The sequence below is a fragment of the Muricoccus vinaceus genome (genome assembly GCF_042433125.1).
Classification (GTDB): Bacteria; Pseudomonadota; Alphaproteobacteria; order Acetobacterales; family Acetobacteraceae; genus Roseomonas; species Roseomonas vinacea.
The window spans coordinates 32,735-55,445 of record NZ_JBHLVZ010000114.1; the positions used below are offsets into that span (position 1 = coordinate 32,735).

22 protein-coding genes and 2 pseudogenes are annotated in these 22,711 nt (G+C 71.6%); 14 read left to right on the forward strand and 10 right to left on the reverse strand.

Annotated elements, in window-relative coordinates:
• Positions 1 to 160: 160 nt before the first annotated feature.
• The 4 genes from ACFFIC_RS28905 to ACFFIC_RS28920 form a co-directional block, all read right to left on the reverse strand.
• Positions 161 to 991, reverse strand: a complete 831-nt coding sequence (locus ACFFIC_RS28905) for an exodeoxyribonuclease III (RefSeq protein ID WP_377057001.1) — start codon at positions 989 to 991, stop codon at positions 161 to 163.
• Complete coding sequence (locus ACFFIC_RS28910) at positions 991 to 1,674, reverse strand: fumarylacetoacetate hydrolase family protein (RefSeq protein WP_377057003.1); 684 nt, start codon at positions 1,672 to 1,674, stop codon at positions 991 to 993. The genes ACFFIC_RS28905 and ACFFIC_RS28910 overlap by 1 nt, the downstream gene beginning before the upstream one ends.
• Positions 1,675 to 2,007: 333 nt before the next feature.
• Positions 2,008 to 2,805 carry a gamma-glutamyl-gamma-aminobutyrate hydrolase family protein gene (locus ACFFIC_RS28915; RefSeq protein ID WP_377057005.1) on the reverse strand — a complete coding sequence of 266 codons (798 nt, stop codon included), beginning with the start codon at positions 2,803 to 2,805 and terminating at the stop codon, positions 2,008 to 2,010.
• 97 nt (positions 2,806 to 2,902) lie between these two features.
• Positions 2,903 to 3,553 carry a LolA family protein gene (locus tag ACFFIC_RS28920; RefSeq protein WP_377057007.1) on the reverse strand — a complete coding sequence of 217 codons (651 nt, stop codon included), beginning with the start codon at positions 3,551 to 3,553 and terminating at the stop codon, positions 2,903 to 2,905.
• A 282-nt stretch (positions 3,554 to 3,835) separates the two neighbouring features.
• Between ACFFIC_RS28920 and ACFFIC_RS28925 the strand changes: the two genes are divergently transcribed.
• The 10 genes from ACFFIC_RS28925 (at position 3,836) to ACFFIC_RS28970 (ending at position 12,846) form a co-directional block, all read left to right on the forward strand.
• On the forward strand, positions 3,836 to 4,441 hold the full coding sequence (locus ACFFIC_RS28925; RefSeq protein WP_377057009.1) for a hypothetical protein: 606 nt from the start codon (positions 3,836 to 3,838) through the stop codon (positions 4,439 to 4,441).
• 120 nt (positions 4,442 to 4,561) lie between these two features.
• Entirely contained in the window at positions 4,562 to 4,900 is a 339-nt protein-coding gene (locus ACFFIC_RS28930; RefSeq protein WP_456306980.1) for an ArsR/SmtB family transcription factor, read from the forward strand.
• A gap of 233 nt (positions 4,901 to 5,133) precedes the next feature.
• Entirely contained in the window at positions 5,134 to 6,048 is a 915-nt protein-coding gene (coxB, locus tag ACFFIC_RS28935) for a cytochrome c oxidase subunit II (protein WP_377057011.1), read from the forward strand.
• A gap of 26 nt (positions 6,049 to 6,074) precedes the next feature.
• On the forward strand, positions 6,075 to 7,682 hold the full coding sequence (gene ctaD / locus ACFFIC_RS28940) for a cytochrome c oxidase subunit I (protein WP_377057013.1): 1,608 nt from the start codon (positions 6,075 to 6,077) through the stop codon (positions 7,680 to 7,682).
• A gap of 54 nt (positions 7,683 to 7,736) precedes the next feature.
• Positions 7,737 to 8,705 (forward strand): heme o synthase, encoded by a 969-nt coding sequence (locus tag ACFFIC_RS28945; RefSeq protein WP_377057015.1) that lies wholly within the window; start codon positions 7,737 to 7,739, stop codon positions 8,703 to 8,705.
• Entirely contained in the window at positions 8,705 to 8,875 is a 171-nt protein-coding gene (locus ACFFIC_RS28950; protein ID WP_377057017.1) for a hypothetical protein, read from the forward strand. Before ACFFIC_RS28945 ends, ACFFIC_RS28950 begins: the two co-directional genes overlap by 1 nt.
• 26 nt (positions 8,876 to 8,901) lie before the next feature.
• Positions 8,902 to 9,543: a cytochrome c oxidase assembly protein gene (locus ACFFIC_RS28955; RefSeq protein WP_377057019.1), complete on the forward strand. Its 642-nt coding sequence runs from the start codon at positions 8,902 to 8,904 to the stop codon at positions 9,541 to 9,543.
• Positions 9,544 to 9,724: 181 nt separating this feature from the next.
• Positions 9,725 to 10,591, forward strand: a complete 867-nt coding sequence (locus ACFFIC_RS28960; protein WP_377057021.1) for a cytochrome c oxidase subunit 3 — start codon at positions 9,725 to 9,727, stop codon at positions 10,589 to 10,591.
• An 84-nt stretch (positions 10,592 to 10,675) separates the two neighbouring features.
• Positions 10,676 to 11,365 carry an SURF1 family protein gene (locus tag ACFFIC_RS28965; RefSeq protein ID WP_377057023.1) on the forward strand — a complete coding sequence of 230 codons (690 nt, stop codon included), beginning with the start codon at positions 10,676 to 10,678 and terminating at the stop codon, positions 11,363 to 11,365.
• On the forward strand, positions 11,362 to 12,846 hold the full coding sequence (locus ACFFIC_RS28970; protein WP_377057025.1) for a carboxypeptidase M32: 1,485 nt from the start codon (positions 11,362 to 11,364) through the stop codon (positions 12,844 to 12,846). Before ACFFIC_RS28965 ends, ACFFIC_RS28970 begins: the two co-directional genes overlap by 4 nt.
• A 10-nt stretch (positions 12,847 to 12,856) precedes the next feature.
• On the opposite strand, the gene ACFFIC_RS28975 is transcribed toward ACFFIC_RS28970, so the two are convergent.
• Both ACFFIC_RS28975 and mbfA read right to left on the reverse strand, forming a co-directional pair.
• The gene (locus tag ACFFIC_RS28975) at positions 12,857 to 13,678 is read right to left on the reverse strand and encodes a DUF2272 domain-containing protein (protein WP_377057027.1); all 822 of its coding nucleotides are present in this window, start codon (positions 13,676 to 13,678) and stop codon (positions 12,857 to 12,859) included.
• A 51-nt stretch (positions 13,679 to 13,729) separates the two neighbouring features.
• Positions 13,730 to 14,686 (reverse strand): iron exporter MbfA, encoded by a 957-nt coding sequence (mbfA, locus tag ACFFIC_RS28980; RefSeq protein ID WP_377057029.1) that lies wholly within the window; start codon positions 14,684 to 14,686, stop codon positions 13,730 to 13,732.
• Between the two features lie 82 nt (positions 14,687 to 14,768).
• Here mbfA and ACFFIC_RS28985 point away from each other — a divergent pair.
• Positions 14,769 to 14,882 (forward strand): annotated as a pseudogene (locus ACFFIC_RS28985) (hypothetical protein); the annotation flags it as partial.
• Here ACFFIC_RS28985 and lpxK read toward each other — a convergent pair.
• The 4 genes and pseudogenes from lpxK to ACFFIC_RS29005 all read right to left on the reverse strand — a co-directional run.
• Positions 14,831 to 15,778: pseudogene (gene lpxK, locus ACFFIC_RS28990) on the reverse strand (tetraacyldisaccharide 4'-kinase); the annotation flags it as partial. The pseudogenes ACFFIC_RS28985 and lpxK overlap by 52 nt on opposite strands.
• 17 nt (positions 15,779 to 15,795) lie before the next feature.
• Positions 15,796 to 17,130, reverse strand: a complete 1,335-nt coding sequence (locus tag ACFFIC_RS28995; protein WP_377057133.1) for a 3-deoxy-D-manno-octulosonic acid transferase — start codon at positions 17,128 to 17,130, stop codon at positions 15,796 to 15,798.
• A 2-nt stretch (positions 17,131 to 17,132) separates the two neighbouring features.
• Entirely contained in the window at positions 17,133 to 17,951 is an 819-nt protein-coding gene (locus tag ACFFIC_RS29000) for a lysophospholipid acyltransferase family protein (RefSeq protein WP_377057031.1), read from the reverse strand.
• A gap of 68 nt (positions 17,952 to 18,019) precedes the next feature.
• Positions 18,020 to 18,436 carry a DUF1489 family protein gene (locus tag ACFFIC_RS29005; protein WP_377057135.1) on the reverse strand — a complete coding sequence of 139 codons (417 nt, stop codon included), beginning with the start codon at positions 18,434 to 18,436 and terminating at the stop codon, positions 18,020 to 18,022.
• 163 nt (positions 18,437 to 18,599) lie between these two features.
• On the opposite strand from ACFFIC_RS29005, the gene ACFFIC_RS29010 reads away from it, so the two are divergent.
• The 3 genes from ACFFIC_RS29010 to sdhC all read left to right on the forward strand — a co-directional run bounded on the left by ACFFIC_RS29010 (position 18,600) and on the right by sdhC (position 22,700).
• The gene (locus ACFFIC_RS29010; RefSeq protein WP_377057033.1) at positions 18,600 to 20,918 is read left to right on the forward strand and encodes a methyl-accepting chemotaxis protein; all 2,319 of its coding nucleotides are present in this window, start codon (positions 18,600 to 18,602) and stop codon (positions 20,916 to 20,918) included.
• A gap of 112 nt (positions 20,919 to 21,030) precedes the next feature.
• Complete coding sequence (locus tag ACFFIC_RS29015; protein WP_377057035.1) at positions 21,031 to 22,038, forward strand: aspartate-semialdehyde dehydrogenase; 1,008 nt, start codon at positions 21,031 to 21,033, stop codon at positions 22,036 to 22,038.
• A gap of 209 nt (positions 22,039 to 22,247) precedes the next feature.
• Positions 22,248 to 22,700: a succinate dehydrogenase, cytochrome b556 subunit gene (sdhC, locus tag ACFFIC_RS29020; protein WP_377057037.1), complete on the forward strand. Its 453-nt coding sequence runs from the start codon at positions 22,248 to 22,250 to the stop codon at positions 22,698 to 22,700.
• The last annotated feature ends 11 nt before the right edge of the window (positions 22,701 to 22,711 follow it).

The window sequence follows — 22,711 nt, forward strand, 5'->3', positions numbered from 1 at the left end:
CACACAAAGGGGGACGTCCAGGGTATTCCCCATAGCCGGGAGATCGAGCCCGTGACGATCTTCCATGGCCTCGGCGACAGCCTCCCCCTGGCCTACAGGCGGCGCTTCGAGACAGAGAAGCTGCGCGACGATCCGGCGGAAGGCTGAAGGGTGGGCCTCCCTAGGCCGCGACCTCCACCATCACCGGCACGTGGTCGCTCGTTTGCACCCAGTCCCGCGCATCCTTCAGCACGGCGTGGCGGATGAGGCCGGGCGCAAGGTCCTGGCTGACCCAGACATGGTCCAGCCGCCGGCCCCGGTCGGCCGCGCGCCAATCCTTCGCGCGGTAGGACCACCAAGTGTAGAGCTTCTCCTCCGGCGGCACGAAGTGCCGCAGCGCGTCGTGCCAGGTGCCTGCCTCCTGCCAGCGGGTGATAGCCTCGATCTCCACAGGGGTGTGCGAGACGATGTCGCGCATCTGCCGGTGGCTCCAGACGTCGTGCTCGAGCGGCGCGATGTTCAGGTCGCCGACAAGGACGGCGCGCTTCGCCGGGCCCCGTGCGGCGGTCCAGGCGGTGACCTCGGCCACGAAGTCCAGCTTGTGCGCGAATTTCGGGTTGACCGCGGGGTCAGGCACGTCGCCGCCGGCGGGAACGTAGAAGTTATGGACCTCCACCGGTCCGCCGGGCATGTCCACGGCCACGCCCAGGTGCCGGCAGTCCCCGCGCCCGCACCAGTCGCGCCCATCCGGCAGCACCGTCAGCGGGCGACGGGAAAGAACGGCGACGCCGTTGTAGCCCTTCATGCCCGTGATGATGCGGTGGGCGAAGCCGAGCGCCTCCGCGGCCTCGTGCGGGAAGTGCTCGTCCGGCGTCTTTGTTTCCTGCAGGCAGAGGACGTCGGGGGCGAGCGCCTCCACGACACCGGTCAGCAGCGGCGCGCGGAGGCGGACGGAGTTGATGTTCCAGGTGGCCACGCGCAGCGGCGTGGCCCCCTTGGCGCCCTTCGGCATCAGGCGATGCGGACCGTGACCGTTCCCACGCCCTCGATCGTGCCCTCAAGAAGATCGCCCTTCTGAACGGCCGCGACGTTTTCCGGCGTGCCCGTCATGATGAGGTCGCCTGGGGAGAGCTGGACCAGTCGGGACAGGTTGGCGATCACCTCGGGCACGGCCCAGATCATCTTGGACAGGTCGGATGTCTGGCGAACCTGGCCGTTCACCTTCAGCTCGATCAGCCCCTTGCCCGGATTGATCGATCCGGCCGGCACCAGCTCTCCGAGGGGAGCGGAGTGATCGAAGGCCTTGCCCATGTCCCAGGGGCGGCCGGTCTTCTTGGCGGCGTTCTGCAGGTCGCGGCGGGTCATGTCGAGGCCAGCGCAGTAGCCCCAAACGTGGTTCAGCGCGTCGGCCTCGGCGATGTCGGACCCTCCGACTCCGATGGCGACCACCAGCTCCATCTCGTGGTGAAGCTCCTTCGTCTCGGTCGGGTAGGGCATGTCGGCGCCGTTCACCACGATCGAGTCGGCGGGCTTGGTGAAGTAGAAGGGCGGCTCGCGGTCGGGGTCGCTGCCCATCTCGCGGGCATGCTCGGCATAGTTGCGGCCGACGCAGAAGATGCGGCGCACGGGAAACAGGCCGCCCCCATGCACGGGCAGGGCCGCGACGGCGGGCGGGGCGATGACGTAGTCGGCCATGGTTCTGGGGGTCCGATCCGGTTCCGGGAACGGCCGACGGTATAGGGCTGCGCGGGTGAGGCGGAAAGCCGCCCAAGGGAAACGCGGACGCGACTCGGGCCGCAAAAAGATGGCGCCCGGTGAGGGGGGTCACCGGGCGCCGGTACGCTATTTTCCGATCGGATTTAGTCTTAGGTCGGGCGAGCCGGCAGGGGAGGCCGGCCACCACTGGCTCATCACCAGCAGCCAAAGATTACCAATATCCACAGGGGAAATGCAAAGCGCCTCGCGGAAAAAGCGAACACAGACGCGTGAGTGCCAGCAAGGCCGGCACCCCGAAGCCCAGTGAAACGCCTATTCCGCGGCCACTGCCAAACCAAAGGAAGCGCGCCGGGCGGCGAAAGTTGCGGCCGCTTCGCCAAAGCGGTCAAAGATGCGGCGGGACAGGGCATCCCGCTCCCAATCGTATTCCGGGTGCCACTGAACGCCCACGGCGAAGCCCGGGGCACCATCGATGCTCGCAGCCTCGATGGTGCCATCGGGTGCCCAGGCCTCCGGCCGCAACCGTGGCGCGGCGCGGGCCACGCCCTGGTTGTGCAGCGAGTTCACGGGCACCGCGGCTGGATCGAAATCCAGCCCGGCCCAGAGGCGCGCCAAGCCACTGCCGGAGGCCACTTGCACGGAGTGGGCCTTGCCGGTCTTGACCCGCGCCAGGGTCTGGTCGCTGGGCGTGGAATGGTCCATCCGCCCGTCCAGGTCCTGGATGCGCTGGTCCAGCGAACCACCGAGGGCGACGTTCAGCTCCTGGAAGCCGCGGCAGATCGCCAGCAGGGGAACCCCTTCGGACACCGCGTCGCGGATCAGGGGCAGGGTGGTCGAGTCCCGCGCCAGATCCTCCGGCGTGCCCTCCGCATGGCAGGGGCCATCGTAATGGACAGGGCAGACGTTGGAGCGGCTGCCGGTCAGCAGCAGCCCGTCCAGGCGGGAGAGAAGCTCACGCGACACCTCTTCCCCGGCGGCGGGAAGGAGAACGGGCATCCCGCCCACCGGACCGAGCACGACCCGCACGTAATGGTCAGACGCAGCGTGGTTCGGCATCCCAGTGGGACCGAAGGGTTTCACGCAACAGGAGATGCCGATCAAGGGCCGCATGGGATGCTATGTCGCAGTTGCACCGTGTCAGTTTCAAGGCAGAACCGCTGCACCGCACACCAATTCCACCGCACGTGCCCGCAGCGCCTCATTTTTCTTAATTGTTGTCCACTGGCGAGGCCATGAAGCGCGGGTCGTTGAAGTCAAAGACGGCGCGGTCCAGCCGGATGCCGGTCTCGATGGCGGACAGGGTGACCCGGGTGGTGCGGCTCTGCCCGTCCACGACCAGCCACTGGCGCAACTCCATGGGGTTATCGGCGAAAACCAGGGTGATCCGCCCTTCCGCCGGGTTGCCGGTGCGGAACAGCGTCACGCGCAGCAATCCCTGCTCGCGCTGCACGCCCGCCACCGTCACGTCGCCCGACAGCGCGATCCGCTCCCGCAGCAGGATGCCGAGCGGCGTCGAGCCGACCGGCACAATCGAGGGCTGACGCAGCTCCTTGTCGTAGTGCATGAACTGGCCGGCATTGGCGATCAGCAGCAGGGGTTCCGGCGGGTCGTAGTCGAAGCGCATCCGGCCCGGCCGCCAGATCAGCGCCGTGCCCTGCGCCGTCGCACCGTTCTGGGCGATCTGGATAAAGCGAGCACGAAGCGTGGTGAGGCCGTTCAGATACGCCTCCACCCGCTGCAGATCCGTCCTGTCGCGGGCGGAGGCTGCCGGCGCCTGCCCCTGGGCGCCCGCACTGGCTGGCAACAGCAAGGGCATCGGCAGGAGGGGAAGGGCGGAAAGGAGGCGGCGTCTGCGCATTCCCGCCAGATGGCGCGGAGCGGCTGCCGGGGGAAGGGGAGGCGGGCTGCCAAGCTGGCGCGCTCAACGAAATCCCCCCGAACGGATACGGCCCATCGCAGTGACCGGGAACGACGGGGAAGGAACCGGAGAGGCTGTCGGGCGTTAACGGAGGCTAAATCCTGGTGCGGTTCAACTCCCCGGATGGATCAGACGCGCAGAGCCTCGGCGGCTCATCCCCGCCACTCCGGCCCGGGAGGCTGGGTCCGGCGGGGGATCGCCAATCGGTCCGCAACCCATTCCGTGGGTGCGGGGGCAACCCTGCGCGCCGTCCGGGCCGGCATGGTGGCGCCCACGGCCATTGTTGCAGTGTCCGTCGCGCGGGGGCGGCTTGCGGAACTGGAGCCCTTGCTGCTCACCCTGGCCCGCTCGCGTGCGGCGGGCGGGTTGCCGGTGGCCCATGGCGCGCTGGCGGTCCTGGTGATGGCGGCGGAGCCCTCGGAGGCACTGGGGATCGTTCGGACCCTCGCCCCCGACTACCCCTTCCACCTGCGCGTGGAGGGCGAGACGGGCGACATGCTCCGGCTGGTGCGCCGCGCCGCTGCCTGGGCCGCGACGCTGGACGTTCCGGGCGCCCCGGTGCTGCTGGCCGATCCCCGCCGCGCCGCCTCGCCGCGCTGGGCCTATCGGGCCGTGGCAGCATTGAGGGACGGCGCCGATGTGGTGTCGCGCCACACCCGCACCTGGGAGCGCCTTTTGTGCGGTCCCGCCCCGCCGATCGCCGTGTCCGGTCACGCGCAGCGCGCCATGGAGCGGTGGTCCCGCGCCCGGGGCGGCGCCGCCTGGGCCGAGCGCGACTCCCCCTGGCGCCGCCCCGCCGTGGCCGGTCTGCAAGCCGTCACCGCCTGAGCCTTGGGGCGAGCCTCTTCCCGGGGGGGGGGCGCACCGGCAGGCGCCGCTCCGGCTTCGCGGCCTGGACAGAAGCCTCCCGCCACCGGAGACTCGGCCGCGAGAGCAGTGAGGTGGACGGTGCGCGGCAGGATCGGCGACGACCAGGTGGTGGAGCTGGCCGAGATGTTCCGGCTGATGAGCGACCCCACCCGGCTCAGCATCATCTTGGCCTGCCTCGACGCGCCGGCTTCGGTGGGGGAGATGGCGGAGCGCATCGGCATCTCCGGCAGCCTCGTGTCCCACCACCTCCGCCTGCTCCGCGCCGCCCGCTTGTTGCAGGCGGACCGGCGCGGGCGGCAGGTGTTCTATGCCGTGATGGACCAGCACGTGCGCTCCATGCTGACGGACATGGTGGACCACGTGACGGAGGCCGGACCCGAGGGCGAGACCGAGGGCGAGGTCGCCGCGCCCGGCTGAGCCGCGGCTCACCGGAAGGACCAGGGCGGGGAAAGTTCCCGCCCCCTCTTTCGGCGCGGCGGGGCCACCCAATCTTGTGCGGCACGGCAACGCGTGATTAGTGTCGCCGGCGCCATGCCCCGCCACCCGCGGGGCTGGCCGGCGCGCAGGCGCCGGGGCGGTTTCAGTGGAGCGGCGCGTGGCCGCCGGACGCGCGGTGCGCGGCTTGCGGGACACCGGATCAGGACGGCGGAATGCTGCGGATTTTCTCGAAAGCTGGGGCGCTCTGGGCAGCCCTGGGATTGATGCTCCTGAGCGGGGGCGGGGCCTTCGCGCAATCGCCTGCCCCGACGCCGGGCGGCGAGGCGCTGGGCGCCCCGCAACCCTGGGGCCTGGGCCTGCAGGAGGCCTTCGGGCCGGTGAAGGCGGCCATCCACGACTTCAACGACCTCGTGCTCTACATCATCATCGCCATCACGATCTTCGTGGCGGGGCTGCTGGCCTATGTGATGTGGCGCTACGCGGCGGTGCGGAGCCCCAACCCCTCGCGCACCAGCCACAACACGGTGCTGGAGATCGCCTGGACGGTGGTCCCGGTGCTGATCCTGCTGGTGATCGCCATCCCCTCCTTCCGCCTCATCTACTACGAGGACCGGGCGCGGGATGCGGACATGACGGTGAATGTGCAGGGCCGGCAGTGGTACTGGCACTACGAGTACCCCGACAACGGCAGCTTCGCCTTCGACAGCTACCCGGTCCCCGAGGGGGAGCTGCGCCCTGGCCAGCTTCGCAACCTGTCCGTGGACAATCCCCTGGTGATCCCGGTGGGAGCCACCGTCCGGGTGCTGACCACCGGGCATGACGTGATCCACTCCTTCTTCGTGCCCAGCCTGGGCGTGCAGAAGTACACCATCCCCGGCCGCACGCTGGAGACCTGGTTCCGCGCCGACCGCGAAGGCACCTTCTACGGCCAGTGCAACCAGATCTGTGGCAACAACCACTGGTTCATGCCGATCGCCGTGCGCGCCGTGCCAAGGGCCGAGTTCGACACCTGGGCGGCCGAGGCGAAGACCAAGTTCGCCCAGGGAACGGGTCCCGGCTGGCCCGAGCGCGACCGCGCCACCTCCGTGGCCGCCGCTGATACCCCCTCCGTGGAGGCCCGCCGGTAAGGCGGCCTGACAGGAAGAGAGAGACCATGGCGCACGCCGCCCCAGACACCGCCCATCACGGGCATGACGACCACCACGACCATGCCCCGGGCTTTGTGTCCCGCTGGCTGTTCTCCACGAACCACAAGGACATCGGAACCCTCTACATCCTCTTCTCCGTGGTGGCCGCCTGCGTCGGCGTCACCCTCTCGGTGCTGATGCGCATCGAGCTGCAGGAGCCGGGCATGCAGATCTTCTCCGGTGGGCAGGCCTGGAACGCCATGGTTTCGGCCCACGGGCTGGTGATGGTGTTCTTCGTGGTGATGCCCGCCCTGATCGGCGGCTTCGGCAACTGGTTCGTGCCGATCATGATCGGCGCGCCGGATATGGCCTTCCCCCGGCTGAACAACATCTCGTTCTGGCTGATCGTGCCGGCCTTCATGCTGCTGGTCAGCTCGATGTTCGTCGGCCAGGGCGCCGGCGCGGGCTGGACGATCTACCCGCCGCTGTCGGACAGCACCTACCAGTCGGGCCCGTCCATGGACATGGCGCTCTTCGCGCTCCACCTGGCCGGCGCCTCCTCGATCCTGGGTGCCGCCAACTTCATCACCACCATCTTCAACATGCGCGCGCCCGGCATGACGCTGCACAAGATGCCGCTGTTTGTCTGGGCGATGCTGGTCACCGCCTTCCTGCTGCTGCTGTCCGTGCCCGTGCTCGGCGGCGCCATCACCATGCTGATCACCGACCGCAACTTCGGCACCTCCTTCTTCAAGCCCGAGGGCGGCGGCGACCCCGTGCTGTTCCAGCACCTGTTCTGGTTCTTCGGCCACCCCGAAGTCTACATCATGATCCTGCCGGCCTTCGGGATCGTCTCCCACATCCTGTCCACCTTCTCCCGCAAGCCGATCTTCGGCTACCTGGGCATGGCCTACGCCATGGTGGCCATCGGCGTGGTGGGCTTCGTGGTCTGGGCGCACCACATGTTCACCTCCGGCATCTCGGTGGACACGCGGGCCTACTTCATGGCGGCCACGATGATCATCGCGGTGCCGACGGGCATCAAGATCTTCTCCTGGATCGCGACCATGTGGGGCGGCTCGCTCGATTTCCGCACGCCCATGCTCTACGCGATCGGCTTCGTCTTCCTGTTCACGGTCGGTGGCGTCACGGGCGTGAAGCTCGCCAATGCCGGCGTGACGGTGATCCTGCACAACACCTACTACGTCATCGCGCACTTCCACTACGTGCTGTCGCTCGGCGCGGTGTTCGGGATCTATGCCGGCTTCTATTACTGGATCGGCAAGATGAGCGGCTACCAGTACCCGGAGTTCTGGGGGAAGGTGCAGTTCTGGACGACCTTCGTGGGCGTGAACATCACCTTCTTCCCCATGCACTTCCTGGGCGCCCAGGGCATGCCGCGCCGCTACCCGGACTATCCCGACGCTTTTGCGGGCTGGAACCTTGTGGCCTCGATCGGGTCCTACATCTCGGCCCTGTCCTTCCTGCTCTTCATCTGGGTGGTCGTCCTGACCTTCCTCCGCAAGGAAAAGGCTGCGGCGAACCCCTGGGGCGAGGGCGCGACGACGCTGGAGTGGCAGGTTTCTTCCCCGCCGCCGTTCCACACCTTCGAGGAACTGCCCCACATCCGCTGATCCCGCTGCTTCGCGGTTGCAGCCGGACTGGCCGGGACGATATGGAGCGTCACCATGAGTGACCTGATGAGGAGGGGGGCCACGGCCCCCCTCGCCGTTTCCCCCCTCCACGCGACAACCGACTGGTCGGAGCTGCGCGACTGGTTCGCGCTTCTGAAGCCGCGCGTGATGACCCTGGTGGTCTTCTCCGGGCTCGTCGGGCTGCTGGTGGCGCCGGGCCATATCCACCCGGTGCTGGGTGCCGTCGCCATCCTCTGCATCGCCGTGGGCGCGGGCGCGGCCGGCTGCATCAACATGTGGTACGAGCGCGACATCGACGCGCTGATGCGCCGCACGGCGCGGCGCCCGATGGCGGCAGGGCGCATCGCGCCCGAGGCCGGGCTCGCCTATGGCGTGATCCTGGCCGGGCTTTCCGTGGCGCTGATGGGGCTGGCCACCAACTGGGCCGCGGCCGGCTGGCTGCTTGGCTCCATCCTGTTTTACGTTCTCATCTACACCGTCTGGCTGAAGCGCCGGACGCCGCAGAACATCGTCATCGGCGGCGCCGCCGGCGCCTTCCCGCCGATCATCGGCTGGGTCGCCGTCACCGGCCACCTGGATGTCCTGCCGCTGATCCTGTTTGCCATCGTCTTCGCCTGGACGCCGCCGCATTTCTGGTCGCTCAGCCTCTGGGCGCACGAGGATTACGAGCGTGCGGGCGTGCCCATGCTGCCGGTGGTGGCGGGCGCGCGGGAAACGCGGCGCCAGATCATGCTCTACACCGTCGTGCTCGCCCCCCTGGGCCTGCTGCCGACGCTGCTGGGCCTGGCCGGCTGGGTTTATGGCGTCTACGCCATCTCGCTCGGGGCCGGCTTCCTGTTCCACGCCTGGCGGGTGCTGCGCGAGCCGCAGGATGCAACGGGGGTCAGCCTGGTCCGGGACGCGGCGGCGCGTGCCGCCTTCCGCTTCTCCCTTCTCCACCTGGCCGGGCTGCTCGGCGCGCTGACGCTGGACCACTGGCTGCGCACGACGGGGATCCTCTGATGCCGCAGCCCCAGCTTCCCGTCGAAGCCCCCTCCATGAGCAAGGAGGAGGAGGTCGAGTTCTACCGCCGCCGCCGTGGCCGCAACATCGGCATGCTGGTTGTGCTGATCGCGCTGGTGGTCATCTTCTTCTTCATCACCATCGCCAAGCTGACCACGCCCGGTCCCTGACGCCCCTTCCGCAAGGCGCATCCTCCATGCCCGAATCCAGCGAACCCGGCCGGCTGAAGCAAGCGCAGCAGGCTGGCAACCGCCGCATCGCCCTGGCGGCCGGCGCCACCGTGCTCGGCATGGTCGGGCTCTCCTTCGCCGCCGTCCCGCTCTACGCCGCCTTCTGCAAGGTGACTGGGTACAACGGCACGGTGCAGACCGGCGGGCCCGCGGCCCCTGGCGCGGTGCAGCGGCAGGTGACCGTGCGCTTCGCCGCCAACACCCATCCCTCCCTGCCGTGGCGCTTCGAGGCCGCGCAGAACGCCATGCCGGTGCATCTGGGCGAGCAGGGCCTGGCCTTCTACCGCGCCTCCAACCCGGCCGAGCGTGCGGTGGAGGGTGTCGCCACCTACAACGTGACGCCGGAGGTGGTGGGCAAGTATTTCCACAAGACCGCCTGCTTCTGCTTCGACGCGCAGACCCTGCAGGCCGGGCAGGAGGTGGAGATGCCCGTGTCCTTCTGGGTGGACCCGGCCATGGCGGATGATCCCAACACGCGCGATATCCGTACGATCACGCTGAGCTATACCTTCTTCCGCACCATGGCGGATGCGGAGCGCTCCGGCGCGCTGGCGAGCGCTGGCCCCCATGTCGGCCGCAACGCCGGACCTCCCGTGGTCACGCGCTGAGCCCAGGGGTGGGCCTGCGCGCCCGGGCGGGCGCCGCTCCCGCCCCACCAACCCTTGATCACCGCGGCCGTTTGCGGGATTGATGCATCGCACGCCCGGGGCCCTCGGCCCCGTGTTGATCGAAGGGGCCTCGGCCCCAGGCCACCAAAGGGGGCTCGACCCCACTTCACCAGGACGCGCTATGGCTCTCGACACCACCACGGCCGGCATGGCGATCGACAGCTCCGAGCCGCCGCCGCCGCACAAGCATCCCTACCACCTGGTGGATCCGTCCCCCTGGCCGCTGGTTTCCGCCTTCTCGGCAGGCGCGCTGCTCTTCGGGATCGTGCTCTGGTCGCATTACAACATCCACTGGATGTTCGGCCTCGGCCTCGTGGGCACGCTCGCCTCCATGTTCTTCTGGTGGCGCGACGTGGTGCGCGAGTCCAAGCAGCCCGGCGTTCACACCCCGATCGTGCGGATCGGCATGCGTTACGGCATGTCGCTCTTCATCGCCTCCGAGGTGATGTTCTTCGTGGCCTTCTTCTGGGCCTATTTCCATTTCGCGCTCTACCCCGAGCACGTGGCCGGCGCCGAGACGGCGATCTGGCCGCCCAAGGGCATCCACACCTTCGATCCCTTTGGCCTGCCCTTCCTGAACACGATGATCCTGCTGCTGTCCGGCTGCACCGTCACCTGGGCGCACCATTCGCTGATCGAGGGCGACCGCAAGGGCATGTTGCAGGGCCTGGCCCTCACGGTGTGCCTTGGGCTCTTCTTCACCACCCTTCAGGCGGTCGAGTACTCCGAGGCGCCCTTCGCCTTCGCCGGCGGCGGCGTCTATCCCTCCACCTTCTTCCTCGCCACGGGTTTCCACGGCTTCCACGTGATCGTCGGCACCATCTTCCTGGCGGTCTGCCTCATTCGTGGCTGGCGGGGCGATTTCACGCCCAAGCGCCACTTCGGCTTCGAGGCCGCTGCCTGGTACTGGCACTTCGTTGACGTGGTGTGGCTGTTCCTCTTCATCTGCGTCTACCTGTGGGGCGCGGGCGAGATCGCCCAGCACTGACGCCTCCCCTTTGCTCTCGCGAACCCCGTCCGGCCTGCCGATTCATCGGCCGGGCGGGCGGGGTTCGTCGTTGAAAGGCCGCCCATGCCGCCCCGCGCCCGGCGAATCCTCCCGGCCGTCCTCGCCTCCATCCCCGTTCTGGTCATCCTTCTCGTCCTCGGCACCTGGCAGGTCCGGCGGCTGCACTGGAAAACCGACCTGCTGGCCCAGATCGCCAGCGCCGAGGCCGGTCCCCCGCTGCCCCTGTCCGACACGCCCCAACCCTTCTCCAAGGTCGAGGCCAGCGGGCGCTTCCGCTACGACCTCGAGGCCATCCTGGGCGTGGAGGTGCGCGGCGCGTCACTCGGCACCCACCTGCTGACGCCGCTCGAACGGGAAGGGAGGCCAACGGTGCTCGTGGATCGCGGCTGGGTTCCCCTGGAGCGCCGCGGCGCCGCGATCACCCGCCCCGAGGGGCCCATTGCCGTCACCGGCTACGTTTCCCCCCCGCAGGACCGTGACTACTTCGCCGCCACGGACGATGTGGCGGGGCGCCGTTTCTACACCGCCGATGCCCGTGCGATCGGCCTGGCGCTCGGACTGCCCGCCGTGATGCCCGATCTCCTGGTCGCCCTCGCCCCGGCGGGGGCGGCGCCGGACGCGCTGCCGCAGCCCGCGCAGACCATGCCGCGCCCGCCCAACTCGCATCTCGGCTACGCCATCACCTGGTATGGGCTCGCCGCCTCCCTGGTGGGTGTGCTGGTCGCCTGGGCCATCCGCAAGGACGAGACATGAACGAGGCCTATGCCCGGCTGAAGGACCGCTTCGCCCGCATCGCGACGCTTGGGGAGGCCTCGGCCATGCTGTCCTGGGACGCCTCCGCCATGATGCCGCCCGGCGGCGGCGCGGCGCGGGGGGAGCAGCTTGCGGTGCTGGCGGGAGTCTCCCACGCCATGCTGGTGGCGCCCGAGGTCGCCGACGACCTCGCGGCCGCGGAAGCCGGAGGGGACTGGGATGCCGCCAACCTCCACCTGATGGGCCGCGCGCACCGGCGCGCCGCCGCCGTGCCGGCCGCGCTGGTCGAGGCCATCGCCCGTGCCAACTCGGCTTGCGAGAAGATCTGGCGGGAGGCGCGCGCGGCGTCGGATTTCGCGGCCGTGCGCCCGGCGCTGGAAACGGTGGTCGCGCTCCAGCGGGAGGCCGCCGCCGCACTCTCGGCCGCCACGGGCCTGGCGCCCTACGACGCGCTGATGGACAGCTTCCAGCCCGGCATCGGCGCCGCCGACGTGGAGCCGGTCTTCTCCGCCTACGAGGCCTTCCTGCGCGAGGCCCTGCCGCGCGCGGAGGAGATCCAGGCGTCGCGCCCGGCGCCGGTCCGTCCCCAGGGACCTTTCGCCACCGAGACCCAGCGTGCCCTGGGCCGCCGCCTTTCCGAGCGCCTGGGCCTCGACTACGACCACGCGCGCCTGGACGAGAGCCTGCACCCCTTCTGCGGCGGGACACCGACGGATGTGCGCATCACCACCCGCTATGTGCCCGAGAGCTTCGAGCAGGCCATGCTCGGCATCCTGCACGAGACCGGCCACGCCCTGTACGAGCGCGGGCTGCCGGAGGCCTGGGCCCGCCAACCCGTGGGCGAGGCCGCCGGCATGGCCACGCACGAGTCGCAGAGCCTGATCATCGAGATGCAGGCAAGCCGGTCGGATGCCTTCCTGTCCTGGCTCGGCCCCGAGCTGCACAGGGCCTTCGGCGGCGACCCCGCGCCCTATGCCGCGGAGAACCTCGCGCGCCTCTGGCGCCGGGTGGAGCGCGGCTTCATCCGCACGGAGGCGGACGAGCTGACCTATCCCGCCCATGTGATCCTGCGCTTCCGGCTGGAGCGGGCGCTGATCGCGGGCGAACTGCCCGTGGCGGACCTTCCCGGGGCATGGGCAGAGGGGATGCGGGCCCTGCTCGGCATCACCCCGCCCGACGACCGCCGCGGATGCCTGCAGGACATCCACTGGCACGACGGCGCCTTCGGCTACTTCCCTTCCTACACGCTGGGGGCCATGGCGGCAGCCCAGCTCATGGCCGCCGCCCGCGCGGCCGTGCCCGGCCTCGACGGGGCCCTTTCGCGCGGTGACTTCTCACCCCTGCTCGGATGGCTGCGCGCCCATGTCCACGGCCAGGGCTCGCGCCTCGGCTTCCAGGACCTGATGCGCGCGGCGACGGGCCGCCCGCTGGAGGCCGCGGACTTCATGGCGCATCTGCGCGGCCGCTACCTCGGCGGCTGAGCGCTGCCGCCTAGAGCCGGTTCTCGAACACCACGAAGAACGGCGCGCGCTCGGGCGGCGGCGGCAGCAGGCGTCCCTCCGCGTCGGCCGGCACGCGGCGGCGCAGCACCACGTCCAGCACGTTCCCGCCAATCATCTCCACCGCGCCGCCCTCCGCCCGCACCACGATGTCGCAGTGCATGGGGCGGAACCACCCGGCTTCGGCCAGGCGAGCCTGCCAGTCGGCCAGGGGTGCCGCGGAGCGGTCGGCGCAGACCAGGTCGCCCGAGCGCGGCGCGCGCTCCGCAGGGGCGTGCGGGAGGAAGCCGGCGCCCTCCGGATCGGCGAGCGCGTTGCCGATCAGGCGGTCCACATAGAGCGCGTGGCTCGCCGAAGGACTGAAGGGCAGTCCGGCCGCCGCCATGGCGTGACTCACGAAGGCCGCCGACCAGGCGGGGGTATTGAAGGCCGCCATCGACACGTTCGCCGGAACCACGGTGAAGGGAAGGCCCGAGACCGGATCGAGCGAGGCCGATTCTGCCGGGGGCGCGGTAATGGTGTCGCGGAAGTGCCGGTGGGCCTCGATCACCTCCGGCCCCTCGGGGGTGGCGGCCCAGTATCCCATCAGCCGCTCGAACAGCGCGGGCGAGGCATCCGGCACGCGCTCCGGCGCCGCGGGCCAGCCTTCCACCGCGATGGAGCCCCAGTCCCGCCACTCCCGCTCCGCCGCCGCGGCCAGGCGCGCGGCACCGGGTCCCGGAAGGCCTGAACCGCCTGGCGGACGCTCCGGCGCCGGGGGAGGGGAAGCGGTGCAGGCGGCGAGCAGGAGAGCCAGCAAGGGCAGGAGGCGCATGCGATGTTATCGCATCGCAACGGCCCTCGGTTTCTCCCGCGGGCTAGCGCCTCAGCCGCTGCCGATGGCGATCCCCGCCAGCAGCACCAGAAGGCCCCCCAGCACGATCTGCACCAGCGCCGCGCCGAAGGGCGTCTCCATGTAGCGCCAGCGGATCCAGGCGATGGCGATCAGTTCCAGCACCACGATGGCACCGGCCACGATCGTTGCCGTCCAGAAGTCGGGGATGAGGTAGGGCAGGGTATGGCCGAGGCCGCCGATGGCCGTGGCCAGCCCGCAGGCCAGGCCGCGGATCCAGGGGCGGCCCCGCCCGGTGATGGCGCCATCATCCGACATGGCCTCGGTCAGGCCCATGGAGATGCCGGCGCCCACCGAGGCCGCGAGCCCCACCAGGAAGGTCTCGTGCGTGGACTGCGTGGCGAAGGCGGCGGCGAAGATGGGCGCGAGGGTGGAGACGGATCCGTCGATCAGCCCGGCCAGCGCCGGCTGCACCACCTGCAGCACCAGCAGCCGCCGCGCCGTCGCGTCCTCCCCGGCCACCGCTGCCTCGGTCAGGTGCGTCTCGGTCAACCGGTCGGCGAGTGCGCCGTGCTTCTTCTCGATCAGTGCCAGGTCGCCCAGTAGGCGCCGCACCTCCGTATCGCGGGCGCGCGCCGCCGCGCGGGAATAGAATTCGCCGGCCTCCAGCTCCATGATCGCCGCCTGCCGCCGCACCACGTCGATCCGCAGCTCCTCGGCCAGCCAGACGGGGTTGCGCTTGAGGAAGCCGCGCACGTCCTGGCGAGTGATCAGCGGCAACTCGCGGCCGAACTTGCGCTCGTACAGCGCGAGCAGGGCGTTGCGGTGCTCGCCCTCCTCGTCCGCCATGCCGTCGAACACGGCGGCGGTGGCGGGGAAGTCGGCGCGCAACCGCATGGCGAAGGTCGCGTAGATGCGCGAATCCTCCTCCTCGTTGGCGATCGCGAGCGCCAGGGTCTCGGGCTCGGAGAGGTCCTCGAAGCGTTTCATCCCGCCTTGGTAGCCCTGCTGTGGGCTCGGAGGGAAGGGCAAGCGAAATCAGTGCTTTGGACGCGATCGGGAGTTATTCGCGATTGCGTGCCCGGCCGCGCCTCAGGCGGGCACCGGCACCCGCGACACCAGGGGGTCCAGCATGGCTTCCAGCCGCGCCGGCTCGTCCCAGGCCAGCGTCACCGTCACCACCGTCACCCGCGCGCGGAAGGCGGCAGGAATGCGCACGAAGTCCTTCTTCGTGGTCACGGGAACGGCGCGCAGCCGGTCGGCTTCAGCCAGCAGTTCGCGCATGTCCCCGGCATCGTAGGGATAGTGGTCCGCATAGGAGGCACGCCCTGCGATGATCGCCCGGGCCTCCGACAGGGTGGTGAAGAACTTGCGGGGATTGGCGATGCCGCAGAAGGCGAAGACCGCCTGGCCCGCGAGCTGCGCCGCCTCCGGCCCCGGCACGGTGCGCGCCCGCAGCACCGGCAGGCCCGGGGAAAGCTGGGTCAGGGCCGCGTGCTCGTCCTCGCCCATCAGCACCGCTGCCTGCGCCCGCGAGGCCGCCGCCGAAACCGGCTCCCGCAGCGGCCCCGCCGGGATCACGCGCCCGTTGCCGAAGCCATAGGAGCCGTCGATTGCCAGAAAGGAAAGGTCCTTCTCCAGCGTCGGGTTCTGCAGCCCGTCATCCATCACGATGGCCTGCGCGCCGGCCTCCACCGCCGCGCGGGCGCCGGCCGCGCGGTCGCTGGCCACCCAGGTCGGCCGCTCCGCGGCCAGCAGCAGGGCCTCGTCGCCCACCGCCTCGCTGTCGTGCCGGCCGGGCTCCACCCGAACCGGCCCGCTCAGCTTGCCGCCATACCCACGGGTGAGGAAGTGCACGGCGACCCCGCGGTTCGCCAGCCGCATGCCGATGTCGAGCGCGAGGCCGGTCTTGCCCGCCCCGCCCGCCGTCGCGTTGCCGCAGCAGATCACCGGCACCGGCGCGCGCCACCCGGCCTTCGCCACGCGGCGCGCCGTGGCCGCCGCATAGAGCGCCGCGAGGGGGGAGAGCAGGAGGGGCGCGATGCCGCCGCCATCCCCGGTCCAGAAATCGGGGGCACGCATGGTGCCGTCGGTCGTCCTTATGCTGCCGGCCGCGCCCCGTCCCCTTGGTGGGGAGAGGCGGGCAGGAGGGCCTCGATCGCGCCGGCCATGCGCTCGGGCAGGGCCCCGGCATCCGCCGCGATCCGGGCGGCGGCCTCCGTCATGGACCGGGCCCGGTCCGGCTCCGTTAGCACGCTGCCCGCCGCCTCGGCCAGCGCCTCGGGTCCGTCCACCCGCAGCGCTGCCCCGGCCTCGACCATGCGGTCCGCGATGGCCGTGAAGTTCTGCGTGTGCGGGCCGAGCAGAACCGGGCAGCCCAGCCGTGCCGCTTCCAGCGGGTTCTGCCCACCATGCGGCACCAGCGACCCGCCGATCAGCGCCGCCCCGGCGAGGCGGTAGTGCAGCCCGAGCTCGCCGATCGTGTCGGCCAGGTAGATCGCGGTGCCCGGCCCCGGCATCTCCCCTGCCGAGCGCAGCGCGATCCCGCCCGCCTCCGCCAGTTCCCGCGCGAGCGCCGGGCCGCGCTCGGGGTGGCGGGGAGCGATCACCGTCAGCAGCCCCGGCAGGCGCGCGCGCAGGCGGCCATGCGCCTTGGCCACCTGCGCGTCCTCGCCCGGATGGGTGCTGGCGGCCAGCAGCACGGGCCGGGCGCCGATCGCGGCCCGCATGGCGGCGAGCTCAGGTTCCGGGGCGGGCAGGGGGCGGGCGGAGAACTTCAGGTTTCCCCACGCCCTTGCGTCCGCGGCGCCCAGCGCGCGCAGCCGTGCCGCGTCCTCCTCCGTTTGCGCGGCGACCAGGGCGAAGGCGCCGAACAGCCGGCGCGCGACCGCCGGCAGGCGCCCCCAGCCCCGGGCCGAGCGCGCCGAAAGCCGTGCGTTCACCAGTGCGATCGGCACGCCACGCGCCGCGGCTGCCCCGATCAGGTTGGGCCAGATCTCGCTCTCGATCAGCACGGCGGCGTCGGGCCGCCAGCCGTCCAGAAAGCGCGCGGCATGGGCGGGCACGTCGAGGGGCACGAAGCGGTGCTGCACGCGCGGCGCCAGACCGGGCGGCAGGCGCTCGGCCAGAACCTGCGCCGCCGTTCGCGTGCCCGTGGTCAGCAGGAAGTGAAGGTCGGGGCGCACCCGCGCCAGGGCCTCCACCAGGGGCAGGGCGGACTGGCTCTCGCCCACGCTGGCGCCGTGCAGCCAAAGAAGCGGTCCCGGCGGCCGCGCCGCGCCCTCGCCGCGGCGCTCGCGGAGCCGGGCCGGGTCTTCCTTGCCGCGCCGCGCCCGGCCCGCCAGCCAGAAGGGCAGCAGGGGGGCGCCCAGCGTCGTCACCGCCCGCCAGGCCGCGAGCGGCAGCCCGGCGCGCCAGCCGCCATCCGGCAGCACGCTCAAGCGCCCTGCGCCTCGTCGGGCGCCGCCAGGGTGGGCAGCAGAACCGGCGGGGGCCGCCCGGCCAGGGCCCGGGCCGCCGCCAGCGCCGCCCCGGTGCCGGTTCCGGCCCGGCTCGCTTCGGCCCAGGCATCGGCGGCCTCGCATGCCTCGGTCAGCCAAGCCTCCACGGCGGCGCGCCCGGCTTCCCCGCAATCCGGCGGCACGGTGAAGGGCGGAAGCAGGATCATCAGCCCGCGGGCGAAGGGCAGGGGCACCACGCTGCGGTCCCAGGAGCGCAGGCGGATGCAGCGCGTGGTGGCCGCGGCATAGGCGAAGACGGGCGCGCCCGAGAAGGCGGCCAACTGCCCCACCCCCGTCGCAGCCACCCGCCGGGGGCCGCGCGGCCCGTCCGGCGTGATGGCCACAACACCCTGCGCGCGCAGCACCCGCAGCATGGCGCGCAGCGCGGCGCTGCCCCCCTTGGAACTTCCGGCCTTGCTCGATGAGCCGTGGATGGTTTCCAGCCCGAAGCGCGCGACGACGTTGCCGATGAACACGCCGTCCCGGTGGCGGGACACCAGCACCTGCGGCCGCTTGGGGGCGAGCCCCGGCACCAAGCCCCGCATGGTGACCCAGAGCGAGGGGCCGAGCGTCAGCCGCTCGTGCCAGAAGGCGAGGATGATCGGCCCGTCCGCCGCGCCGTTCCGCAGGGCCTCCGTCGCGCCCTCCGCCGCCAGGGTCCAGCGCGTGGTCCGGTGGGCAAGGGCGACGTAAAGCCCCAGCAGCCGGGCCGCGAGGGAAAGGAAGCGCGGATGGCGCGTCAGCCGTCGGAACATGGGATGCGGGCCATGGCGTCGCGCGGCCGTAGCACGGGCCGCGCCGGAGGTCACGGGTGGGCCGCTCCTCAGAGCAGCCCGAGGTCGGAGAGCGCGCGGCGCAGCCTGGGCGGCAACTCGTCGATCCCCTCCGCCACCGCCTCGCCCTCCGCGATGTCCGGCGGCGCGGCGGCTGCCTCCAGGTAGCGCCAGCCCTGGAAGGGCTTCATCGGCCGCGGGTGCACGGGCACCAGCCCCGGTTGCAGCACCAGCGCGGTGGCGGCCGTGCCGTCCGCCCGCCGCACCGACTCGATGGCCAGGATGCGCTGCCGCACCCGGAGCACCCCCGCCACCACCCAGTAGATCGATCCGCCCTGCAGGATCTCGGGCGCGCGCTTCGGCGTCATGCGGGTGACATGGCGCAGCCCCTCGGCCTCGCGGGCGCGGAGGGCCTGGCCACGCTCCATCGCCTCGACGTCCTTGGGCCCCACGGCCAGCTTGATCATGTGCAGCACGCGGCGCGATCTGCGCCCTCGGCGCGCCGGCCGCAAGCGCGGTTTCGCGTCCGGCGCGTTCCACGTGGCGACCCCGGCGTGGGCGGCCTTATCCGGGGATTAGTGTTTTCGGCGCCTGATGGGGCAACCCGCCTCAGGAGGCCCGTGCCGCAAAATGCGTTCCTTTCAGAACCTGTCGGTCGCCCGGAAGCTCGGCGCCACCGCCGGCCTCACCCTGTCGCTCCTCGCCGGGCTTGTTGGCCTCGTCTGGATGGAGTTGCGGGAGATCGGCCGGCAGGGGGAAATCGTCACCGCCGCCGCCCGCGTGGTCGGGCTTGTGGAGGGCGCGGCCATCCACGCCGCACAGGCCCCGGTGGCCGAGGGGGAACTGAACAGCGCCCAAACCCTGCCCGCCGCGCGGGAGGCGGCGCGCGCCGGCACCGCCGCCCTGTCCACCGCCGCCGGGCTGGCCGGAGAGGCGGCGGCGGCCACCAGCCTGCCTGCCGCGCAGGCGGCCGCACGCGCCGCCCTGCCGGCCATCGCTGCCTATCGCGCGGCCCTGGACCGCATGCTGGAGGCGCGCGCCCGCATGATCGAGGCCCGCGACGAGCGGCTCTACCGTGTGAACGGCGAATTCGACCAGGGCATGGAGGCCGTGCTCGGCGCGCTCGAATTCGAGGTGCCCGACCGCGCGCAGATGGACGAGATCCGCAACCGCGTGATCACCTTCAGCAACGGCGTGAACGAGGCGCGCCTGGCCGTGCAGCGCTACCTCATCACCGGCGACGACGCCCAGGCCCGACGCACCCGCCGTGCCCTTGCCCAGCAGCGGGTCCATCTGCGCGGCGCGCAATCCTTCGCGATGTCCGACCGGCTGAAGGAGGACGTGGCGCGCCTTGCCACGATCGCGGGCGGCCTGGCGGAGGGGGCCGAGACCATTCTCAAGGCCGTGGCGGAACTGGCCACGATCCGGCGCGATGAGGCCGAGCCCGCTGCCCAGGCGACCCGCGCCGCGCTCGACGAAGCGGTCCGGCTCCTCCAGGCCGACCAGGCGGAGCACCGCGCGGAGATGAACGCCACGATGGACGACGTGGAAAGCGTCCTGCTCTGGATCGGCGGCACCGTGGCGCTGATCCTGCTCGGCTCCTCCTGGGCCAGCGCGCGGGCGATCGGCGCGCCGCTGCGCCGCGCCGCCGCGCGGGTGAAGGCCATCGCCTCGGGCGACACGGCCGCGGGTGAAAGCCGTGCCGAGGTCGCGGACCGCGCCTGCCGCGACGAAACCGGGCGGATCGCCGCCGCGCTGGAGGAATTGCGCGGCACGGTCGGGCGCGCCTTCGCCCAGGCCCAGATGATCGAGCAGATGCCGCTCGGCCTGATGGCAGCCGACCCCGCGCTGCGCATCACCCACGTGAACGCGGAGATGGCCGCGGTGCTCGCCCGCCTCGGCCTGGAGGGGCCGGTGCTCGGCCGCGTCCTCGATTCGCTGCCTCTCGATGGCCTGTCCGGGCAGGTCGGCGTCTTCTCCGATCCCGCGCGGCTTCCCCACCGCGCCCGCCTGCGCATCGGCGCGGACGTCGTGGACCTTCAGGCCTCCGCCATCCGGACCGGCACCGGCGCCTATGCGGGGCCCATGCTCACCTGGCGGCTGGCCACGGAGGAGGCCCGCCTGGCCGATACCTTCGAAGCCGAGGTCGGCGCCGTGGTGGAGAACCTGGCGGGAGAGGTCGAGGCCCTGCGCCGCGCCGCGGGCGGGGTGCATGACACCGCCGGCCGCTCCGGGCAGGAGGCTGCGCAGGTGGCCGATGCCGCTTCCCGCGCCAGCGGGGAGGTGGGGTCGGTCGCCGCCGCGGCCGAGGAGATGGCCGCCTCCATCACCGAGATCACCCGCCGCGTGACCGAGGCCGCCGAGGTGGCTGCCCTGGCCGTGTCCGAGGCGCGCGCCACGGACGGCACCGTGCGCGGCCTGTCCGCCAGCGCCGCCCGGATCGGCGACGTGGTGCGACTGATCGGCGACATCGCCGGCCAGACCAACCTGCTGGCGCTGAACGCCACGATCGAGGCGGCGCGGGCGGGCGAGGCCGGGCGCGGCTTCGCGGTTGTGGCGAGCGAGGTGAAGACCCTGGCGGCCCAAACCGCCAAGGCGACCGAGGACATTTCCGTCCAGATCCAGCAGATGCAGGCCGCGACTGCCGGTGCGGTGGAGGCCATCCGCGGCATCGGCGCCACGGTGGAGCGCACCAGCGGCATCGCGACGGCCATCGCCGCCGCCGTGGAGCAGCAGGGCGCCACCACGCGGGAGATCGCCCGGAGCGCCGCCCAGGTGGCGGGGGGCACGGACACGGTGAACCAGGCCATCGCCGGCGTGCGGGCCGCGGCCGACGAAACCGGGACGGCCGCCGGGGCCATGCTCACGGCCACCGAGGCGCTGGCGGGGCAGACCGCCATCCTCCGGGAGAAGTCAGCAGGCTTCCTGCGTGCCGTGCGCTCCGCCTGACCCTAAGGACGGCGGATCGCGCCGACCCCGCCCCGCTTGCGCGCGGGGCGGGATCGGCCCATCTGCGGCCCGCCGTTCCCGGCGGAGGGTGCCGGCGGGAGGGTTGCGTCACATGAGCTATCGCATTGCCGTTTCCGGGGCGCCCGGCCAGATGGGGCGCGAAATCGTCAAGACACTGGCGGAACGGGACTTCCCCACAGCCTCGCTCACGGCCCTTGCCTCGGGCCGGGCGGTGGGCGGCACGATGTCCCATGGCGAGCAGGACGTGGTGGTGGCCGCGGTGGAGCGGCACGACTGGTCGGCCACCGACCTTCTCTTCATGGCGCCCGGCACACCCGCCCCTGTTCTGCTGGCCCGCCGCGCGGCCGCGGCCGGCTGCACGGTGATCGACGCCACGGGGGCCGGGGGGCCGGACATCCCGGTGGTGGTGCCGGAGGTCAATCCGGGCGCGCTGTCCGCCAACCCGCGCGTGGTGGCCAATCCGGTGGCGGGTGCCATCCTGCTCGCCCTGGCATTGCACCCGCTGCAGGCCATCGGCGGCCTGGTCCGGGTGGTCGCCACCTCGCTGCAGCCGGTTTCCGGTGCGGGCCGGGACGCGATGGACGAGCTGTTCAGCCAGACCCGCGGCGTTTTCGTGAACGACCAAGCCAATCCCGAGCAGTTCACCAAGCCCATTGCCTTCAACCTGATCCCCCATGTCGGCGCCTTCGGCGAGGACGGCCGCACCGAGGAGGAGGAGGCGATCGCCGAGGAGCTGCCGCGCCTGCTGGGCGGCCAGATCGCCGTCACGGCCACCTGCGTGCGCGTGCCGGTCTTCATCGGGCAGTCGGTCGCGGTGCATGCCAGCTTCGACCGTCCCGTGTCGGAGGCGGAGGCGCGGGAGGCGATTCGCGGTGCGCAGGGCCTGACCCTTCTCGATCGGCGCGACGACGGCGGCTACATCACGCCGCTTGAAACGGTGGGCGAGGACCCGGTCTTTATTTCCCGCCTCCGGGCCGACCCCGCCCTGCCGCACGGCCTCGCGCTTTGGTGCGCGGGCGACAACCTCCGCAAGGGGGGCGCCCTGAATGCCGTTCAGATCGCGGAGGAAATGGATCGGCGCGGCGCCTTGCGCCAGTGAGGCGCAGGGAAAGGGCACCGCTGAGGCAGAGGCGCAGGGTGCCGGGCACGTGGTGATGGACTTGCGAGTCTTTCGCAAATGCTTGATATGGCGCGCCCTTGTCCACCCCCGGGCGCGCCGCCGCAATTGACGCTTTGCCGTGCCGCACCATAAAAGCGGCGGCCGGTTGCCGAACTGTGACAGGCCCGGACGCAACCGCAGGACGGCCCATGGCAGCAAATCACCACGACGCGCGCGAGGCCACGATGGTCGGCCGGCGCACGGACGGCACCCTGGTCCGCCGTCCGCTCTCGCCGCACCTGCAGGTCTACGACATGCTGCAGATGACCAGCATCACCTCCATCATGCACCGCATCACCGGCAGCGCGTGGTCGGTGGGGCTGCTGTTCTTCGTGTGGTGGATCACCGCCCTGGCCTCGGGGCCCGAGGCCTATGCCACGGTGCAGGGCTTCATGGGCAGCTTCATCGGCGTGATCCTGCTCTTCGGCCTCACCGCCGTGATCTGGTACCACACGCTCGCCGGCGTCCGGCACCTCTACTGGGATGCCGGCTACGGCTACGACATCCTCACCACCTATCGCACGGGCTGGGCCACCATCATCGCCACCGGCGTGCTGACGGTGCTGACCTGGGTGGTCGCCGTGATCGCCTGGGCATCCTGAGGGGCACCGAG

Bases quoted from the DNA above. Each gene is read 5' to 3' on its own strand.
- ACFFIC_RS28910 (WP_377057003.1), bottom strand. From the start codon at position 1,674: ATGGCCGACTACGTCATCGCCCCGCCCGCCGTCGCGGCCCTGCCCGTG.
- mbfA (WP_377057029.1), bottom strand. From the start codon at position 14,686: ATGAAACGCTTCGAGGACCTCTCCGAGCCCGAGACCCTGGCGCTCGCG.
- ACFFIC_RS28915 (WP_377057005.1), bottom strand. From the start codon at position 2,805: ATGCGGCCCTTGATCGGCATCTCCTGTTGCGTGAAACCCTTCGGTCCC.
- ACFFIC_RS28950 (WP_377057017.1), top strand. From the start codon at position 8,705: ATGCCGCAGCCCCAGCTTCCCGTCGAAGCCCCCTCCATGAGCAAGGAG.
- ACFFIC_RS29005 (WP_377057135.1), bottom strand. From the start codon at position 18,436: ATGATCAAGCTGGCCGTGGGGCCCAAGGACGTCGAGGCGATGGAGCGT.
- coxB (WP_377057011.1), top strand. From the start codon at position 5,134: ATGCTGCGGATTTTCTCGAAAGCTGGGGCGCTCTGGGCAGCCCTGGGA.
- ACFFIC_RS28960 (WP_377057021.1), top strand. From the start codon at position 9,725: ATGGCTCTCGACACCACCACGGCCGGCATGGCGATCGACAGCTCCGAG.
- ACFFIC_RS29015 (WP_377057035.1), top strand. From the start codon at position 21,031: ATGAGCTATCGCATTGCCGTTTCCGGGGCGCCCGGCCAGATGGGGCGC.
- ACFFIC_RS28965 (WP_377057023.1), top strand. From the start codon at position 10,676: ATGCCGCCCCGCGCCCGGCGAATCCTCCCGGCCGTCCTCGCCTCCATC.
- ACFFIC_RS29010 (WP_377057033.1), top strand. From the start codon at position 18,600: ATGCGTTCCTTTCAGAACCTGTCGGTCGCCCGGAAGCTCGGCGCCACC.
- ACFFIC_RS28975 (WP_377057027.1), bottom strand. From the start codon at position 13,678: ATGCGCCTCCTGCCCTTGCTGGCTCTCCTGCTCGCCGCCTGCACCGCT.
- sdhC (WP_377057037.1), top strand. From the start codon at position 22,248: ATGGCAGCAAATCACCACGACGCGCGCGAGGCCACGATGGTCGGCCGG.
- ACFFIC_RS28955 (WP_377057019.1), top strand. From the start codon at position 8,902: ATGCCCGAATCCAGCGAACCCGGCCGGCTGAAGCAAGCGCAGCAGGCT.
- ACFFIC_RS28945 (WP_377057015.1), top strand. From the start codon at position 7,737: ATGAGTGACCTGATGAGGAGGGGGGCCACGGCCCCCCTCGCCGTTTCC.
- ACFFIC_RS28905 (WP_377057001.1), bottom strand. From the start codon at position 991: ATGCCGAAGGGCGCCAAGGGGGCCACGCCGCTGCGCGTGGCCACCTGG.
- ACFFIC_RS29000 (WP_377057031.1), bottom strand. From the start codon at position 17,951: ATGTTCCGACGGCTGACGCGCCATCCGCGCTTCCTTTCCCTCGCGGCC.
- ACFFIC_RS28970 (WP_377057025.1), top strand. From the start codon at position 11,362: ATGAACGAGGCCTATGCCCGGCTGAAGGACCGCTTCGCCCGCATCGCG.
- ctaD (WP_377057013.1), top strand. From the start codon at position 6,075: ATGGCGCACGCCGCCCCAGACACCGCCCATCACGGGCATGACGACCAC.
- ACFFIC_RS28920 (WP_377057007.1), bottom strand. From the start codon at position 3,553: ATGCGCAGACGCCGCCTCCTTTCCGCCCTTCCCCTCCTGCCGATGCCC.